At 39.2% G+C, this 15,903-nt stretch carries 14 protein-coding genes; 6 read left to right on the top strand and 8 right to left on the bottom strand.

Translation table 11 applies throughout. The annotated features are described in order from the left end of the window. The first annotated feature begins 160 nt into the window (after positions 1–160). The 4 genes from DPX34_RS12465 to DPX34_RS12480 all read left to right on the top strand — a co-directional run bounded on the left by DPX34_RS12465 (position 161) and on the right by DPX34_RS12480 (position 2,922). Entirely contained in the window at positions 161–1,336 is a 1,176-nt protein-coding gene (locus DPX34_RS12465; RefSeq protein ID WP_111978761.1) for a retropepsin-like aspartic protease, read from the top strand. 17 nt (positions 1,337–1,353) lie between these two features. After that, complete coding sequence (locus tag DPX34_RS12470) at positions 1,354–1,824, top strand: GNAT family N-acetyltransferase (protein WP_111978762.1); 471 nt, start codon at positions 1,354–1,356, stop codon at positions 1,822–1,824. A gap of 131 nt (positions 1,825–1,955) precedes the next feature. After that, entirely contained in the window at positions 1,956–2,291 is a 336-nt protein-coding gene (locus DPX34_RS12475) for a ribonuclease E inhibitor RraB (RefSeq protein ID WP_157964714.1), read from the top strand. A 166-nt stretch (positions 2,292–2,457) separates the two neighbouring features. Then, positions 2,458–2,922, top strand: a complete 465-nt coding sequence (locus DPX34_RS12480) for a tRNA (cytidine(34)-2'-O)-methyltransferase (RefSeq protein WP_111978764.1) — start codon at positions 2,458–2,460, stop codon at positions 2,920–2,922. Positions 2,923–3,019: 97 nt separating this feature from the next. Here the strand turns inward: DPX34_RS12480 and DPX34_RS12485 are convergent, their stop codons facing one another. The 5 genes from DPX34_RS12485 to glnA all read right to left on the bottom strand — a co-directional run bounded on the left by DPX34_RS12485 (position 3,020) and on the right by glnA (position 8,714). Then, positions 3,020–3,985: an alpha/beta fold hydrolase gene (locus DPX34_RS12485; RefSeq protein WP_111978765.1), complete on the bottom strand. Its 966-nt coding sequence runs from the start codon at positions 3,983–3,985 to the stop codon at positions 3,020–3,022. A gap of 95 nt (positions 3,986–4,080) precedes the next feature. Continuing rightward, on the bottom strand, positions 4,081–5,487 hold the full coding sequence (glnG, locus tag DPX34_RS12490) for a nitrogen regulation protein NR(I) (RefSeq protein ID WP_111978766.1): 1,407 nt from the start codon (positions 5,485–5,487) through the stop codon (positions 4,081–4,083). 11 nt (positions 5,488–5,498) lie between these two features. Next, entirely contained in the window at positions 5,499–6,536 is a 1,038-nt protein-coding gene (gene glnL / locus DPX34_RS12495) for a nitrogen regulation protein NR(II) (protein WP_111978767.1), read from the bottom strand. 90 nt (positions 6,537–6,626) lie between these two features. Further along, positions 6,627–7,142, bottom strand: coding sequence for a DUF4124 domain-containing protein (locus DPX34_RS12500; RefSeq protein ID WP_111978768.1), 516 nt, complete (start codon positions 7,140–7,142; stop codon positions 6,627–6,629). 162 nt (positions 7,143–7,304) lie between these two features. After that, a complete protein-coding gene (gene glnA / locus DPX34_RS12505) occupies positions 7,305–8,714 on the bottom strand; it encodes a glutamate--ammonia ligase (RefSeq protein ID WP_111978769.1) in 1,410 nt (469 codons plus the stop codon). A gap of 612 nt (positions 8,715–9,326) precedes the next feature. Here glnA and typA point away from each other — a divergent pair. Together typA and DPX34_RS12515 are read left to right on the top strand one after the other, a co-directional pair. After that, positions 9,327–11,147: a translational GTPase TypA gene (gene typA / locus DPX34_RS12510; protein WP_111978770.1), complete on the top strand. Its 1,821-nt coding sequence runs from the start codon at positions 9,327–9,329 to the stop codon at positions 11,145–11,147. 532 nt (positions 11,148–11,679) lie between these two features. Continuing rightward, positions 11,680–11,895, top strand: a complete 216-nt coding sequence (locus DPX34_RS12515; protein WP_111978771.1) for a hypothetical protein — start codon at positions 11,680–11,682, stop codon at positions 11,893–11,895. An 84-nt stretch (positions 11,896–11,979) separates the two neighbouring features. On the opposite strand, the gene DPX34_RS12520 is transcribed toward DPX34_RS12515, so the two are convergent. From DPX34_RS12520 to polA, 3 genes are all read right to left on the bottom strand, one after another. Next, positions 11,980–12,255, bottom strand: coding sequence for a hypothetical protein (locus DPX34_RS12520; RefSeq protein WP_111978772.1), 276 nt, complete (start codon positions 12,253–12,255; stop codon positions 11,980–11,982). An 83-nt stretch (positions 12,256–12,338) separates the two neighbouring features. Further along, complete coding sequence (locus DPX34_RS12525) at positions 12,339–12,542, bottom strand: hypothetical protein (RefSeq protein WP_111978773.1); 204 nt, start codon at positions 12,540–12,542, stop codon at positions 12,339–12,341. A 146-nt stretch (positions 12,543–12,688) separates the two neighbouring features. Continuing rightward, positions 12,689–15,487: a DNA polymerase I gene (gene polA, locus DPX34_RS12530; protein WP_111978872.1), complete on the bottom strand. Its 2,799-nt coding sequence runs from the start codon at positions 15,485–15,487 to the stop codon at positions 12,689–12,691. Positions 15,488–15,903 lie beyond the last annotated feature (416 nt).

Consider the following 15,903-nt stretch of genomic DNA (forward strand, 5'->3'; position numbering starts at 1 on the left):
ACTGAATGAGAATGTTGAATATTAAATCTTATCCCGCTTTTTTAAGTGGGATTTTTTTTGCCTAAATATAAAACTCCACTTTGGTTTTCAAACCTAACAAAAAGGTTTAATTTATCGTCAGGCGAATAAAATAGACTTGATGATCAAATAAGGCTCTACGATGACACGCATATTATTGTTATTACTGACGATCTCACTTGCATTGAACATCTATTGGTATCAACGATTTTCATCCGGTGATACTCATCCAGCTGAAAAATCAATTGTCGTCATTAGTTCCCAACCTGCTGGCTCGTCTTCACCTCAAGCTGTGGTTTCGCACGCTATTGATACAAAACCCTCTCTACTTTTAGTTAATGAAGCACAACAGGCTTTTGAAATGCAAGATTTTTATATTGCTGTTGATTTATTACACGATTTAGAGCATGAAGACGAAAAACAAGCACAGCGGTTAAAATATGAATGGTTAAAACAGTTACATTTATTAATCGCTAGCCAGCAATATCAGCAGGCGCATTTATTTTTAGATGCGTTATTAAATTTTTATCCTGATGATCCTATGTTTAAACCTGTGCGAGCTGAATTGTTTCAAAAAGCGGGGAAAATACACGATGCGATAACAATTTATTATGATTTATTACTGACTACACAGGACGATATTCAAGCTGCCACTTGGCGGCAGTTCGCCCGTGATCTCTCTGTGCATTATATTGGGCAATTGAAAGTTCGCGCGGATTGGCAACATTTGTTGCATTTTATTGATGACGTTGAACAAAGTGACCCCGATTTCACAACTTATGCGCTTGCTCGTATTCAAGCTTATTTAGCATTGCAGCAATTGGATGATGCCGATTTTGAATTGAAAAAATTAGCATACGATCCGAGCTTATCGTCTGTTATCGCTGAATTTCAACAACAGTTATTGTTAGCCCAGAGCGAGCGAAAAGCGATTCAGTTACAACAATTCGCAAATCAATTTTTTGTTTCAGCGCTGATTAACCGAGCCGATCATGTACAGCTCATGATCGACACTGGGGCGGCTTTAACCGTGATTAGTCGCGATGTTTTTAATCGGTTAAGTAGTGAATATGAATTTACCTTTGTTCGTGAAGCTGAAATGAATACGGCGGGTGGTTTAGCAATGGCGCAAATATACAACGCCAATGCATTTTCTATTGATGAATTTGAAATAAAAGATTTACGGATCGCCGTTATGCCATTATCGTTATCGCACCATGCAGACGGGTTGCTTGGTATGAATTTTTTACGCTATTTTCAATTCGAGATTGATCAACAAAATACGCAGCTATGGTTAAAACCGAATACCCCTAAATAATGTTAAATGGAGCTTGAATGCAGTTTTTACCTATTGATTTAACACAAACCACGCATTGCGATGCACTTTTATATTTAATGTCGCAGTATGCGTTAGATCCCAAAGGGGGCGGAGTCGATTTAAAATCAGACGTGAAACAAAATTTGATCCCACAATTAAAAAAACAGCCTAATTATTTAGGGTTTATTATCTGGGATGATGCCAAGCCGATCGCCATGGCGAATTGTTTTACAGCATTTTCTACGTTTGCCGCTAAGCCCTTAATTAATATTCATGATTTTGCTGTATTGCCTGCTTACCGAGGGCAAGGTATTGGTAAACGACTCATGAGCGAAATTACGGCGTATGCAAGCACGCATGATTTTTGCAAAATTACATTAGAGGTTTTGTCTAATAATACAGTTGCTAAAGCCGTATATGACAAAGCGGGCTTCAAACCCTATGAATTAGCCGGTGATGTTGCTTTATTTTGGCAGAAACCTTGTTAATTGACATGGGAACTTAGATCAAGCATTGGTACAATGCAGGTAATTAAATCTGAGTAATCAGATAATCCCAAAGATTACACGATCTCTTAATTAGAGTTCAGCTTGATCAATAAAATATGCGAGAACAGAATATGAATTTTCCAGATGATGAAAACGGTGAAGTGCTAAAAGAGATGTTTGAAGCCGGTATCGATTTTAGTCAAACATACAATGTCGATTTTTATGCTGCGTTCGAGTTTGAAGAGCGTGGACAAGAAGCTATAGATGCGTTACAGAAAATGACTTTTTCTGAGCAGTCGTTTGCTGATGTAAAACTTCAAAAACCAGAACAAGGTGGCGGTGTAGAGCTCGTCGCTACTATACCATTACAGCTTGAATATCAAACTATCACCGATATTGATAATGCATTTACTGCGAAAATTGAAAAGTTGCGTGGTTTTGCTGATGGCTGGGGTGTTGATTTGTAGTTGATTGTTTTACCTAACGAGATTCAAATGGTTTGAGTCTCTATTTGGGTAAATTATCACTTGTCGCTTAACTCGTCACGCATTTTACATGCTCTGTGTACTCACTGAGTTGCCAGAGCTTTTTATCAATATTCTTTCGACTGACCTTGTAGGATAATATTTAAGCATGTTTCAAATCGCTTTATTTGAGCCCCAGATCGCACCAAACACGGGTAATATCATTCGCTTAGCCGCCAATAATGGCTGTAAATTACATTTGATTGAACCGCTGGGGTTTTCGTTAGATGAAAAGCAAGTTCGTCGAGCCGGTTTGGATTATCATGATTTAGCTAATATTCAAATTCATAAAAATTTCTCTGAATTTCAAGCCGCGGTAGCAGGCAATCGTGTGATCGCTTGCACAACCAGAGGCACTTGCCATCATAGTGATATTCGCTATCAAGCCGATGATGTTTTATTGTTTGGTGCCGAAACGCATGGTTTATCAACAGAGGCGATGGAAAGTGTAGAACCGGCATTGCGTATTAAAATACCGATGATGGAAAGCAATCGTAGTTTAAACTTATCTAACTCTGTTGCTATTATTAGTTATGAAGCTTGGCGCCAATTAGGTTACGCTGGCGCTAATTAATGTGAATAGGTTTAACATTGATACTTAAGCTGTACTGATACCTGAGCGGCATTGAAACCTAAGTGACTTAGGTATCAATACCGCTCGATGCCCCAGCTTAATGGGCGTCAAAATAATTTATAATCTTTGTTAGCGCTGGCTCTCTGATTTTATCTTGTTCCATTAAAATTTCATGTTTTGCTTTTTCAATAATACAAAATTCAATCTCTTTTTTCTCTTTTCGTGCTAACGTAACCCATTTATTTTGCGCTTTGTTATTAACTATTTTTTCTGCTTCGGCCTGCAAGACTAGGCAAGGTACATTCAGCTTTGCCACGTTATTATGCAATTCTATTAGTTTTAGTAACGCTTGCTGCAGCCACTGATAAGTCACTCCACCTAGTTGTAATTCAGGTGTTGAAATCAGCTCTTGACCCATTTCAAAGCGTGACTCACTGCTACAAAGCGTGTTATCGGTAAAAAGGCTTCTATGATAAGGTTTTTGCCCGATAAAGTAATTAGGCTCGGTGACTCGCTTAATTGCCATGACTAGCTTGACGACTTTAAGTGCTAGTTTTGGCGTTAGCGGGCCTGCATTTATACCAAGCAATGGGGCAGACAACACCATGCTCGCCAATTTTGGTTGATAACGATAAGCGTAATCTAGTGCAATTGCGCCCCCCATTGAGTGAGCTAACAAGTTAACTTGTTTATAGCGCTGATAGAGTCGTGTTTCTTGGCAAATTGCATGCAAGTCATCAGCATACGTAGAAAAGTTGTTAACATGACCAAAGTGTAAGTTTGTACTTTCACGACAAGATTGACCTTGGCCGCGATGATCAAGCGTTACAATGCTGTAGCCTTGTTGAAAAAAATCGAAAATGAGTTCTTTGTATTTTAAGTAGCTTTCAACACGGCCAGGAATTAATAGCAAGCATTTGTCTGCATTGGGGTTTTCAATCAGAGCATAATGTACATTGAAGTCGGCTTGAGGTTGATAAACCCATTCCATTGCATGTTCATGCCAAAAAGGTTCTATTTGAGTTTGCCAGAATTGAGGCCAGTTTTGTTCGCGCGATAACATGAAAAGACAATGACTTACGTTAAATACCAGTGGCTAAATGATAACAAGCCTATTGTTATCTAGCCACTGTATTCTGCGTACGCTGGGATGAGTGCTTAAAGATCCAGCTCTTTAAGTTTGCGCGTAATGGTGTTGCGCCCCCAACCTAAACGTTTGGCTGCATCTTGTTTATGTCCTCGCGTGTGGTGTAAGGCACGGCTAAGCATTATGCGTTCAAAAACCTGTTGTGCATCGTTTAATATATTATTGCGTCCGGTTTTTAGCTCTTCATCAACCCAGGTCGTTAATAAATTCTGCCAGCTGCTGTCAGATTCTGATTCAACAACTTTAGGCTCATTATTTAAAAGCTCGGGTGGTAAATCATTAACCAGCACTTCTTGTGAGCTTGCCATCACGGTTAACCAACGACAGGTGTTTTCAAGTTGTCTAACATTACCTGGCCAAGGTAAATGGGTTAAATAGTCTGCTGCATCTGTTGATAAAAACTTCTCTTCCACTGCCATTTCTTTGGCTGCTTCTTTTAAAAAGTGACCTGCAAGGGTTGCTATATCTTCTCGTCGTTCAGCCAGTGTCGGAATATGAATGCGAATGACGTTTAAACGGTGAAATAAATCTTCACGGAATTTACCATCGGTAACGAGTTTTTCTAAATTTTGATGCGTTGCGGCAATAATACGCACATCAACTGACTGTGGTTCTTTACCGCCGACACGGTAGAATTGACCATCGGCGAGAACACGTAATAACCGGGTTTGCACTTCAAGTGGCATATCCCCAATTTCATCAAGAAAAAGAGTACCGCCATTCGTCTGCTCAAAGCGACCTTCACGAATGGTATTAGCTCCGGTAAATGCGCCTTTTTCATGACCAAATAATTCAGATTCGATGAGTTCATTGGGGATAGCGGCCATATTTAAGGCCACAAAGCGTTTATCTTTACGTGGACTGTGTTTATGGAGAGCACGAGCAACGAGCTCTTTACCGGTACCCGATTGACCATTAATTAATACACTAATGCTTGAGCGTGATAAACGACCGATAGCTCGAAACACTTCTTGCATTGCCGGCGCTTCACCAATGATTTCACTGCTATTTATCTCAGCGGCTTGATTACGCTTTTTGCTTGATGTTTCTTTGACATGCGTTAATGCTCGCTGGGTTAAATTAACGGCATCGTCAATATCAAACGGTTTTGGTAAATATTCAAAAGCGCCACTTTGGTAAGCGTTAACCGCTGAATCTAAATCTGAATGTGCCGTCATGATGATCACGGGGATCTCATTATCAATTTTATGGATTTCATGCAGTAATGCCATGCCATCCATCTCTGGCATTCGAATATCCGAAATAATGACTTCAGGACGCTCTGTTTTCATTGCGGCTAATAAATCGAGCGGGCTTTCGAAGGTATGGTTACTGATATCCGCGGTGCTTAATGCTTTTTGCATAACCCAACGGATCGAACTATCGTCATCTACGATCCAAACTTTAGTATCTTTCATATTTCTTCCTGCTATTCAATCGGTAAATAGACGGTAAATTCAGTATGACCAGGCCAGCTTTCGCAATCGATGCGACCATGGTGTTGCTGAATTAAAGTTTGTGCTATTGAAAGCCCTAAACCACTGCCTTCTGCTTTTGATGTAACCATAGGGTAAAATAAGGTATCGCGTATTTCGTCTGGAATACCGGGACCTGTATCTATTATTTTAATAACGGCGACCAATTTGTAGTGCTGACCGTGGATCATATGACCGCTAATAATACGCGTGATTAAACTGATCTTGCCTTGTCCTTGCATTGCTTGCATTGCATTGCGCGTAATATTTAAAAATACTTGGTGAAGTTGTTCTGCATCCATTTCAAAATCAGGAATGCTGGGATCATAGTCACGATATACTTCAATATTGGTATCCGCTTCCATTTCAAGTACTTGTCTTACCTGTTCTAAAATTCGATGAATATTGGTATTCATGCGTTGCGGTAATTTATTGGGTCCAAGTAGTCGATCAACTAAGTTACGCAATCGATCGGATTGCTCCATGATCATTTGTGTACATTCTTTTAAATCATCATCTGATACCATGCGGTCGAGTATTTGCGCCGCGCCGCGAATGCCGCCTAATGGATTTTTTATTTCATGAGCTAAACCACGAATAAGGTCACGTGAAGCATGCAGTTGCGATTGCACAAAGCTTTCTTGGTTAATGCGTTGAATTTGATCAATTGCACGTAATTCAATGAGTACATATGTTTTAGCTTCATGATAAATAGGGCTAACAGATACTTCAAACTTACCGTGTTGGTCATCAATTGTAACGGTTGATACTTCAGCATCGGTAAACGATTGATTTTGTTCAATCGCGAGCGTTACACGAGCGATATCAAGCGTGTTGTATTTAAAGAGTTGGTCAAAGGAGAGCTCTTTTAAACGGCGTACACTTAAACGAAAAAAATGTTCGGCCGTTGGATTTGCATATAAAATTTTTAAATCGGTATCGGTAACAAATATTGAGCTACTAATATTATTGACAATAAATTCGTTAAACACGTGAACCCTCTAAATATAACTTCATTGTTACATTATAGTGCGTTGCACCAAAAAGATTCAGGTGTTTTTAATCGTAAGCCTTATTGTGGGCTAATTAACTGAACTTCGATGCATGAAAAAGGTGACTTCTTCAGACGATGCAATAACCTTGCCTGTTTTGTCTAAAAGCTCCATTTTCAATTTATGTTCACCGCGGTTTACGTTGCGCAGAATTTGAGTTGCTCGACCTAAATTTTTACCTTGTTGTTTACCATTTAATAAAATTCTGACTTGATGGCCTGGTTCAAAGTTAGGTGATATGCCGCCAGACACATAAACCGATCCGGTATTGTCTCTGACTGTTGATTCATGGCTAGGTTGGGTTATGTTAATGGCAAATCGAGTATGGATTTGATGTTGTGATTCAGATACTGGGTTTAACACATCTGTATTTTCACTAGGGATGACGGTTGGTTTAGTCGTGAGTTTGATCTCTTCTGCTTTATTACTTTGCGGTGCATCAGAAAAGACCAATACGCCTTCAGCATTACGAAAAACATATACTTTACCCGCATAACAAATATTGATGCTAATAAAAGATAATAAAACTAAAATAATAGAACGCATAAAACCCTTAGCCACACTGAATGTAAATTATTTATTTTATTTATAATGAAATAACATACGTAATGTTAAACAGCCGTTAATTTAACCTGTGAGCCAAAAATTATCCACAAAAAAGCCTGCATAAGCAGGCTTTTTTAAGCAAATTAATCAGTAATTGATTAATTATACGCTGTAGTACATATCAAACTCTACTGGGTGAGTTGTTTGATTTAATGTAACAACGTCTTCACGCTTAAGATCAATATAAGCTTCAACAGCATCTAAGCTCATAACACCAGTAGAGGTGATGAACTCATGGTCAGCTGCTAATGCATCTAGAGCTTGCTCTAAAGATGAAGCAACTGTTGGAATAGCTGCCGCTTCTTCAGCTGGTAAGTCATATAAATCTTTATCAGCTGCTTCGCCTGGATCGATTTGATTTTTGATACCGTCAAGACCCGCTAATAACATAACAGCGAATGATAAGTAAGGGTTACCTGTTGGATCAGGGAAACGTACTTCGATACGACGACCTTTAGGGCTTGGTACAAAAGGAATACGAATTGATGCAGAACGGTTACGTGCTGAGTAAGCTAACATTACCGGTGCTTCGAAACCTGGTACTAAACGCTTGTACGAGTTAGTTGAAGCATTTGTGAACGCATTGATTGCACGAGCATGCTTGATAATACCACCGATGTACCATAAAGCTTCTTGAGATAATCCGCCGTATTTATCACCAGCGAAGATGTTAACGCCACCTTTGCTTAATGATTGGTGAACGTGCATACCGGTACCGTTGTCACCAACGATTGGCTTAGGCATGAAAGTGGCTGTTTTACCATATGCGTGAGCAACGTTATGAACAACATACTTATAGATTTGAACTTCATCAGCTTTTTCAACGATGCTGTTAAATAAACAAGCAATTTCGTTTTGACCAGCAGTCGCAACTTCATGGTGATGTGCTTCAACTGTTAAGCCCATTTCTTCCATGATGATACACATAGCAGCACGAATATCGTGAGCTGAATCGACTGGAGGAACTGGGAAGTAACCGCCTTTAACACCTGGACGATGGCCAAGGTTTCCTTCAGGATAAGATTTACCTGAGTTCCAAGCTGCTTCTGAAGAATCTAATTTGTAGAAAGAACCGCTCATATCAGTGCGGAATTTCACATCATCAAATAAGAAGAATTCTGGCTCTGGACCGAAGAATACGTCATCAGCGATGCCCGTAGATTTTAAGAATTCAAGAGCGCGTTTAGCGATTGAACGTGGGTCACGGTCGTAACCTTCCATTGTCATCGGCTCAACGATATCACAACGAATGTTAACTTGAGTTTCTTCAGCGAATGGGTCTAAAACTGCAGTTGCAGGATCTGGCATTAAAATCATGTCTGATTCATTGATACCCTTCCAGCCTTCAATTGAAGAACCATCGAACATTTTACCTTCTTCGAAGAAGTCAGCGTCGATTAAAGCAGCAGGAATTGATACGTGTTGCTCTTTACCTTTAGTATCAGTGAAACGTAAGTCAACGAATTTAGCTTCGCTTTCTTTAAGAAGTTCTAAAACTTTTTCTGCAGACATGTGTCCTCCAGTTGAAATAATTTTTGTAATTTTGCGCATGTATACTTACATAGCGTAGCACTCTGCTAAGCAAAAAATGTACCAAAATGATAAACCCATAACAATAGGGCTTATGTTGTGGTTCATCCTTGTTTCACACCAATAGGTGGGATCACGTTGGTGCATTTCTGCACTAAATGGGTGCGAAGCACCAAAGTGGAAATTCGGATACCTGTAAAATAGCGTATTCCTCATACAAATGCACAATCTTTATCAGTTGTGTTCAGATTGAATTTTGACATCTATATATAGCAAATGAATAAGCCGGCTAAATAAGGCTATTGAGTTGGCTTAGCTGGTGCTAATTTATTGAAATATAAACTGAAGATTAATTGTTTAAAAAACAAGCAAATTACAGTGTGCTTACATTTTAGCGTTAAAAAAATTTAAATAGTTAACGCATTTTTAAGGCATTCGTTTTTAGTTATGGATTAAAAGTAATTATTTAACCTAGTGAAGCTATCGCTTATGGCCTCAAGAGTGTACAATGCGCGCAATTTTTATTCGTTCAAAATATAACTGGGCTCATACTTAGCAGTATGTGTTTCGGTTAATAATTAGCAGGAACACCCAGTGATAGATAAGTTAAGAAATATTGCAATTATTGCTCACGTTGACCACGGTAAAACAACGTTAGTAGACAAATTACTTGAGCAATCAGGTACTTTTGATGAGCGCGCCTCAAATGATGAGCGCATGATGGACTCTAATGATTTAGAAAAAGAGCGTGGTATTACCATTCTCGCTAAAAACACAGCGATTAATTATAAAGACTTCCGTATTAATATTCTTGATACGCCTGGCCATGCCGATTTTGGTGGTGAAGTTGAGCGTGTACTTTCAATGGCTGATTCAGTTTTATTATTGGTTGATGCACAAGAAGGTCCAATGCCGCAAACTCGTTTTGTTACGCAAAAAGCGTTTGCACATGGTTTAAAGCCTATCGTTGTTATCAATAAGATTGATAAGCCAGCGGCTCGTCCGGATTGGGTTATGGATCAAGTTTTTGATTTGTTTGATAATTTAGGCGCAACAGATGAGCAATTAGACTTCTCTGTTGTTTATGCATCAGCTATCAATGGTTGGGCTTCGTTAGAAGAAGGCGAAACCGGTACTGATATGACGCCTTTGTTTGACACTATTTTAGATAAAGTAGCGCCGCCTGCAGCCGATCCTGAAGGTACGTTCCAAATGCAAATCTCACAGTTAGATTATTCTAACTATGTTGGTGTTATTGGTATTGGTCGTATTAAACGTGGTTCTGTTAAAGTTAACCAGCAAGTCACCGTTATTGGTACCGATGGTAAAACACGAAACGGTAAAGTAGGCCAAGTATTAGGTTATTTAGGTCTTGAGCGTTTCGAAAAAGATGAAGCCAGTGCTGGTGACATCATTGCTATTACCGGTGTGGGTGAATTAAAAATATCTGATACCGTTTGTGATCCTAATGCAGTAGAAGCTTTAACACCATTATCAGTTGATGAACCAACTGTAACGATGACTTTCCAAGTTAATAACTCTCCTTTCTGTGGTAAAGAAGGTAAGTTTGTTACCTCACGTCAAATACTTGAGCGTTTACAAAACGAATTAGTTCATAACGTTGCATTACGTGTTGAAGAAACAGAAAACCCAGATAAATTCAAAGTTTCTGGTCGTGGTGAGCTTCATTTAGGTATTTTAATTGAAAACATGCGTCGTGAAGGTTTTGAATTAGCTGTATCTCGTCCTGAAGTTATCATTAAAGATGATGAAAATGGCAACAAGATCGAGCCAATCGAAACGATGACTGTTGATGTTGAAGAAGATCATCAAGGTCCAGTTATGGAAGCTTTAGGTTTACGTAAAGCTGAAATGACCGATATGGTTCCAGATGGAAAAGGCCGTGTACGTATTGATTTCATGGTGCCTAGCCGTGGCTTAATTGGTTTCCAAACTGAATTCATGACCATGACTTCAGGTTCTGGTTTAATGTATCACGCATTTGATCATTATGGCCCACATAAAGGCGGCAACATTGGTGTTCGTCAAAATGGTGTATTAATCGCTAACCAACAAGGTAAAGCATTAACGCATTCATTATTCGCATTACAAGAGCGTGGTCGTTTATTCATCGGACACGGTGTTGAAGTTTATGAAGGTATGGTTATTGGTATTCATAACCGTAGCAACGACTTAACAGTTAATGCAATCAAAGGTAAGCAATTAACGAATGTTCGTGCATCTGGTACTGATGAAGCTCAAACATTAAGCCCACCAATCGTTTATACCCTAGAGCAAGCTTTAGAGTTTATTGATGATGATGAGTTAGTTGAAATTACACCGGTAAGTATTCGTATACGTAAACGTTTCTTAACTGAAAACGAACGTAAACGTGCTTCAAGAGAAGCTAAGTAGTTTATTGCTAAACTAACTTCGTTTACTGCTAAAAACGTCAGCTAAGTCTGGCGTTTTTTTATGCCTTTAAAATATTTACCGCTCTGCTTTTAGAATATATTTGTCAAACCATTCAATTTAACTGCCTGTTTTTTGTTCAGTTACTATAATTAATACCAATTCATATAAATAAGTGATCTCTCAGAATGCATCCAGCGGTTTTTGAACAAGGCATCGGTGTGTAGGAGTGGTTGTTCCCTTTCAAATACCGATAACGCGTATCAAAAGCCGCTGAGGCATTCCTTTCAGGCGAGTTTTAAATCCGCTTACTCTGTGTTGCTCGAACTCAAAAGAGCACCACTATTCTTTCATGTAAGCGCATTTAAACGCTCGCTGAGTGGGCACTTATTATTACGGATTGGTATAATTCATCTCGGTTATATCGTTCGTCCCAGAGTTAAATTAGCGTGTTTGGGACCCGCTATCGCGGTTGATTCGAGATCTCGTTGTAAATCAGTATAGATTTACAATTTGAATGTAGCTGGGGGGAAGTATGGAAGATCGTAGACATACTGAGTTAGATGAAAAACATTGGTGGGCTTCTTTAAATTGTGCTCAACAAGTCAGCGCAAATTCGTTAAGCAATGTCGGTTATGAACTCGCTTTTATACGAGATGGTAATACAGCCGTATTTAGACTGGATGATAGCGTTGTTACCGTTGATATTGAAGGCGACCCTAATTTAAACCCCAATATCACAATCCGCTAAATTTAAAGCTTATATTATGCTACATATCTGAGTAACTTGGGTCTGTTTTTATTGGTAATGCTCTGTTATGACAAGCTAGATTAATTAAATGTCGTTTTTAATTATAACGTCGTGTTTGGGCGATAAATGTGGCTTATGGCCATGGGTTTTTAGGTAAGCAATGCGGGCAATTCTGTAGCGATGTCGCCTAATGGTAGGCACTATTGCAATATAAGTTAGCCAAGCTAGCCAACTAAAAAACATGGTAGCCACTAACCACGCATTTTTTTCATTACCACTCGAGTGTTTATCTGCCACGATATAAGTAATAGGGCCTAAATAAAAACACAAGATCAAAATCTGCAACGCTAGCTTTTCCATTCTCATTACCACATACATCAAAGAGATAATATTGTATCGGCAGTGATAAATGGTTCTTGAATTCAATAAGCAAGCGCCATTATTTACTTTTGATTGTGCTTAGGTTTGTGGTGCTTTTTAGCGGTTGATATATAAAGTAACCAGCCAAACCAAGTTAAGAATAACGTAACAATCAACCAAAAGTTTTTCTCTTGGCCTCGGGTGCGTTTACTATTAATCACTAAACTGATCGGAATTAAGTAAAAGCAGATTGCGAGCAGGTAATAGACCAGTTCAAGTACATCCATTGACGTTCCACTTTTTTGTTTTTTAGATTGCTTTAATAATAGTGCGATGAAAGCCAAATGCCAATGTCTGATAACGGTGCTCTATTTTACAGATAAAAAAACCTGCAAAAGCAGGTTGTTTTTATTTAGTGACTTAGTAAATTAACTTAGTGTGCTTCATCCCAGTTATCACCAATGCCAACTTCAACCAGTAAAGGCACGGCTAACTTAAGTGCGTTTTCCATTTCAGTTTTAACTAAATCCGTTGCTTGTTCAATAAACGATTCTTTTACTTCAAAAACCAATTCATCGTGAACTTGCATGATCATACGGATGTCTGCGCTGTTTTCAGCTTCAAGTCGTTTGGCAACGTTGATCATGGCTAACTTAATAATATCGGCTGCAGTGCCTTGCATAGGCGCATTAATTGCCGCTCGCTCAGCTGCTTTTTTGCGGGCTTGGTTACGGGCCTTAATCTCTGGCAAATGCAAACGTCGGCCTAATAAGGTTGATACATAGCCTTTTTCTTCTGCTAAAGCCCGAGTGTCTTCCATGTAATTTAATACCCCTGGGTAGCGTTCAAAATATAAATCCATGTATTTTTGCGCTTCGTGGCGTGGAATGGCTAATTGACGTGATAAACCAAAAGCCGACATACCATAAATTAAACCAAAGTTGACAGCTTTCGCGCTGCGGCGTTGCTCTGTTGTTACTTCTTCAAATGGCGTATCAAAAACTTCAGCCGCAGTAGCCTTATGAATATCTAAGCCTTGACTAAAAGCACTCAGTAGGCCTTCATCATTTGATAAATGTGCCATGATCCGTAATTCAATTTGTGAATAATCCGCGGCCAGTATTTTATAACCTGCTGCGGCAACAAATGCTTGGCGTACTTTTCGGCCTTCTTCGTTACGAATAGGGATATTTTGTAAGTTAGGATCACTTGATGACAATCGACCTGTCGCCGTAACCGCTTGCTGATATGAAGTATGAACTCGGCCTGTTTTTGCATTGACCATTAACGGTAACTTATCTGTATAAGTTGATTTTAGCTTGCTTAACCCACGGTGCTCGATGATCACTTTAGGCAAAGGAAAATCATGCGCTAATTCTTGCAGGACTTCTTCTGCGGTTGAAGGTGCACCTTTTGGCGTCTTTTTTAGAATGGGATGATTGAGCTTTTCAAATAAAATAACTTGCAGTTGCTTTGGCGACGCTAAGTTAAATGTTTCACCCGCTATATCATGTGCTTTTAATTCAAGTTCATTTAAGCGTATTTCTAAATCTTGGCTTTGTTGTGCTAGCTGATGAATATCAATATGCACGCCGGTATATTCAATGTGTTGTAAAACGGAAATTAATGGCTTTTCTATGTTTTGATAAACACTTAATAATTCGGGATCCGCCTGCAGTTTAGCCAATAATGTTTGGTGTAAACGTAGGGTAATATCGGCATCTTCTGCCGCATAAGGGGCTGCTTGTGCTAAATCGACTTTATTAAACGTTATTTGCTTTGCGCCTTTGCCGGCTATTTCTTCAAAGCTAATGCATTTATGGCCTAAATACTTAAGCGCTAAACTATCCATGTCATGGCGAGAACCCACACTACTAAGCACATAAGACTCTAACATTGAATCATGTTCAATCCCGGCTAGTTTTATATCGTAATTAGCCAAGATATGCTGATCGTATTTTAAGTTTTGCCCAATTTTGTGCACCGCGGGGTTTTCTAATAAAGGCTTTAATTGATTTAATACCCAATCTCGTTCTAATTGCTGTGGGGCATCTTCATAGTCATGGGCCACCGGTACATAAGCGGCTTTACCGGCTTCAGTGGCAAATGACACGCCGACTAGCTCGGCATTCATATAATTTAATGACGTGGTTTCTGTATCAAACGCAAATTCATTGGCATTGGATAATTTTTCGAGCCAGCGATTAAAATCAGCTTCTGTTAATACACATTCATAATGAGTCTCGTTTAAGGGGGCTGAAGCCGATTCATTTTCAACGGCTTTATCTGTGCTGTTAGTTGCTGAACTCGATGTAGAGGCTGAAGAGGTTTTAAGTTGAGGGTTTTCTTGGTTTTTAAGTGCTTCAGCTAACCAGCGTCTAAACTCTAATTCACCAAATAAAGTGATTATTTTGTCTTGGTCTGCTTCCGTTCTGTTTAATTGTTCAAACGTAAGGTCGAGTTCAACATCGAGTTTTATTGTCGCTAATTGATACGATAATTCAGCGGCTTCTTTATGCTCGATTAGTTTTTTCGGCATATTCTTTGAGCCTCTAAAACCAAGTGCTGCTACTGCTTGTGGATCTTCATATAACGCGGCAACACTCCCAATGCCTTGTAACATCGCAAGTGCGGTTTTTTCTCCGACACCTGGCAAGCCTGGTATGTTATCCACTTTATCACCCATTAACGCTAGGTAATCAATAATCAACTCAGGCGGAATGCCAAATTTATCGACGACACCTTGCGGATCAAGTACGGTATCGGTCATGGTATTGATCAACGTTACTTTGTCATTAACCAATTGGGCCATGTCTTTATCGCCCGTACTAATAAGAACATGTCGGCCTTGCTTACTTGCTTGGTCAGACAATGTGCCGATCACATCGTCAGCTTCAACGCCTGCAATTGAGATCAAGGGCAAACCCATTGCTTTAATTAATTCATGCAAAGGGGCGATCTGAGTGCGTAAGTCATCAGGCATCGGTGGGCGATTAGCTTTATATTCTGTATACATATCATTACGAAATGTAGGGCCTTTAGCATCAAAAATAACGGCTATATGACTTGGGTCAAACTTATTTAATAAGCTTTTCAGCATATTAATTACGCCGTAAATCGCTCCCGTAGGCTCACCTTTAGAGTTCGTTAAATGTGGTGGCGAATGATAAGCACGGAATAAATAAGAAGAGCCATCAACAAGGACAAGTGGGTTTTCGGGGATAACTGGCATGAGTCTTTTAAAATTAATAATACAATGGCGTAAGTCTGCCATAGACCTATAAGCAATACTATCCTTGGGCGAAAATCATATCCGTAATCGATAGATTGGCTGGTTATAATCGCGCGATGGCGTTGTTATATTTCGCGTAATTTATACCAATTCATATTAATAAGTGATCTCCCAGAATGCATCCAGCGGTTTTTGAGCAAGGCGTCGGTGTACTTCAGGCATCCTGCCTTTCGCTAAAGCCAGCAAAGCTGTTCAAAAATGTTCCAGACATTTTTGTACAGGAATGGTTGCTCCCTTTCAAATACCGATAACCCAGGTTTTAAGCATTAACATTGATAGGCGAGCTTTGTTTTTCTGTGTTGGGTATAAAAAAATATTAATAAAAATAGTTTAACGAATTGATAACAAATGATTTA

The organism is Algibacillus agarilyticus, assembly GCF_003286125.1.
In the GTDB taxonomy this organism is placed as follows: Bacteria; Pseudomonadota; Gammaproteobacteria; order Enterobacterales; family Alteromonadaceae; genus Algibacillus; species Algibacillus agarilyticus.

Excerpts from the sequence above, each read along its gene's own strand:
- DPX34_RS12465 (WP_111978761.1), top strand. The coding sequence starts at position 161 with ATGACACGCATATTATTGTTATTACTGACGATCTCACTTGCATTGAAC.
- DPX34_RS12470 (WP_111978762.1), top strand. The coding sequence starts at position 1,354 with ATGCAGTTTTTACCTATTGATTTAACACAAACCACGCATTGCGATGCA.
- DPX34_RS12475 (WP_157964714.1), top strand. The coding sequence starts at position 1,956 with ATGAATTTTCCAGATGATGAAAACGGTGAAGTGCTAAAAGAGATGTTT.
- DPX34_RS12480 (WP_111978764.1), top strand. The coding sequence starts at position 2,458 with ATGTTTCAAATCGCTTTATTTGAGCCCCAGATCGCACCAAACACGGGT.
- DPX34_RS12485 (WP_111978765.1), bottom strand. The coding sequence starts at position 3,985 with ATGTTATCGCGCGAACAAAACTGGCCTCAATTCTGGCAAACTCAAATA.
- glnG (WP_111978766.1), bottom strand. The coding sequence starts at position 5,487 with ATGAAAGATACTAAAGTTTGGATCGTAGATGACGATAGTTCGATCCGT.
- DPX34_RS12500 (WP_111978768.1), bottom strand. The coding sequence starts at position 7,142 with ATGCGTTCTATTATTTTAGTTTTATTATCTTTTATTAGCATCAATATT.
- glnA (WP_111978769.1), bottom strand. The coding sequence starts at position 8,714 with ATGTCTGCAGAAAAAGTTTTAGAACTTCTTAAAGAAAGCGAAGCTAAA.
- DPX34_RS12515 (WP_111978771.1), top strand. The coding sequence starts at position 11,680 with ATGGAAGATCGTAGACATACTGAGTTAGATGAAAAACATTGGTGGGCT.
- DPX34_RS12520 (WP_111978772.1), bottom strand. The coding sequence starts at position 12,255 with ATGGAAAAGCTAGCGTTGCAGATTTTGATCTTGTGTTTTTATTTAGGC.
- DPX34_RS12525 (WP_111978773.1), bottom strand. The coding sequence starts at position 12,542 with ATGGATGTACTTGAACTGGTCTATTACCTGCTCGCAATCTGCTTTTAC.
- polA (WP_111978872.1), bottom strand. The coding sequence starts at position 15,487 with ATGCCAGTTATCCCCGAAAACCCACTTGTCCTTGTTGATGGCTCTTCT.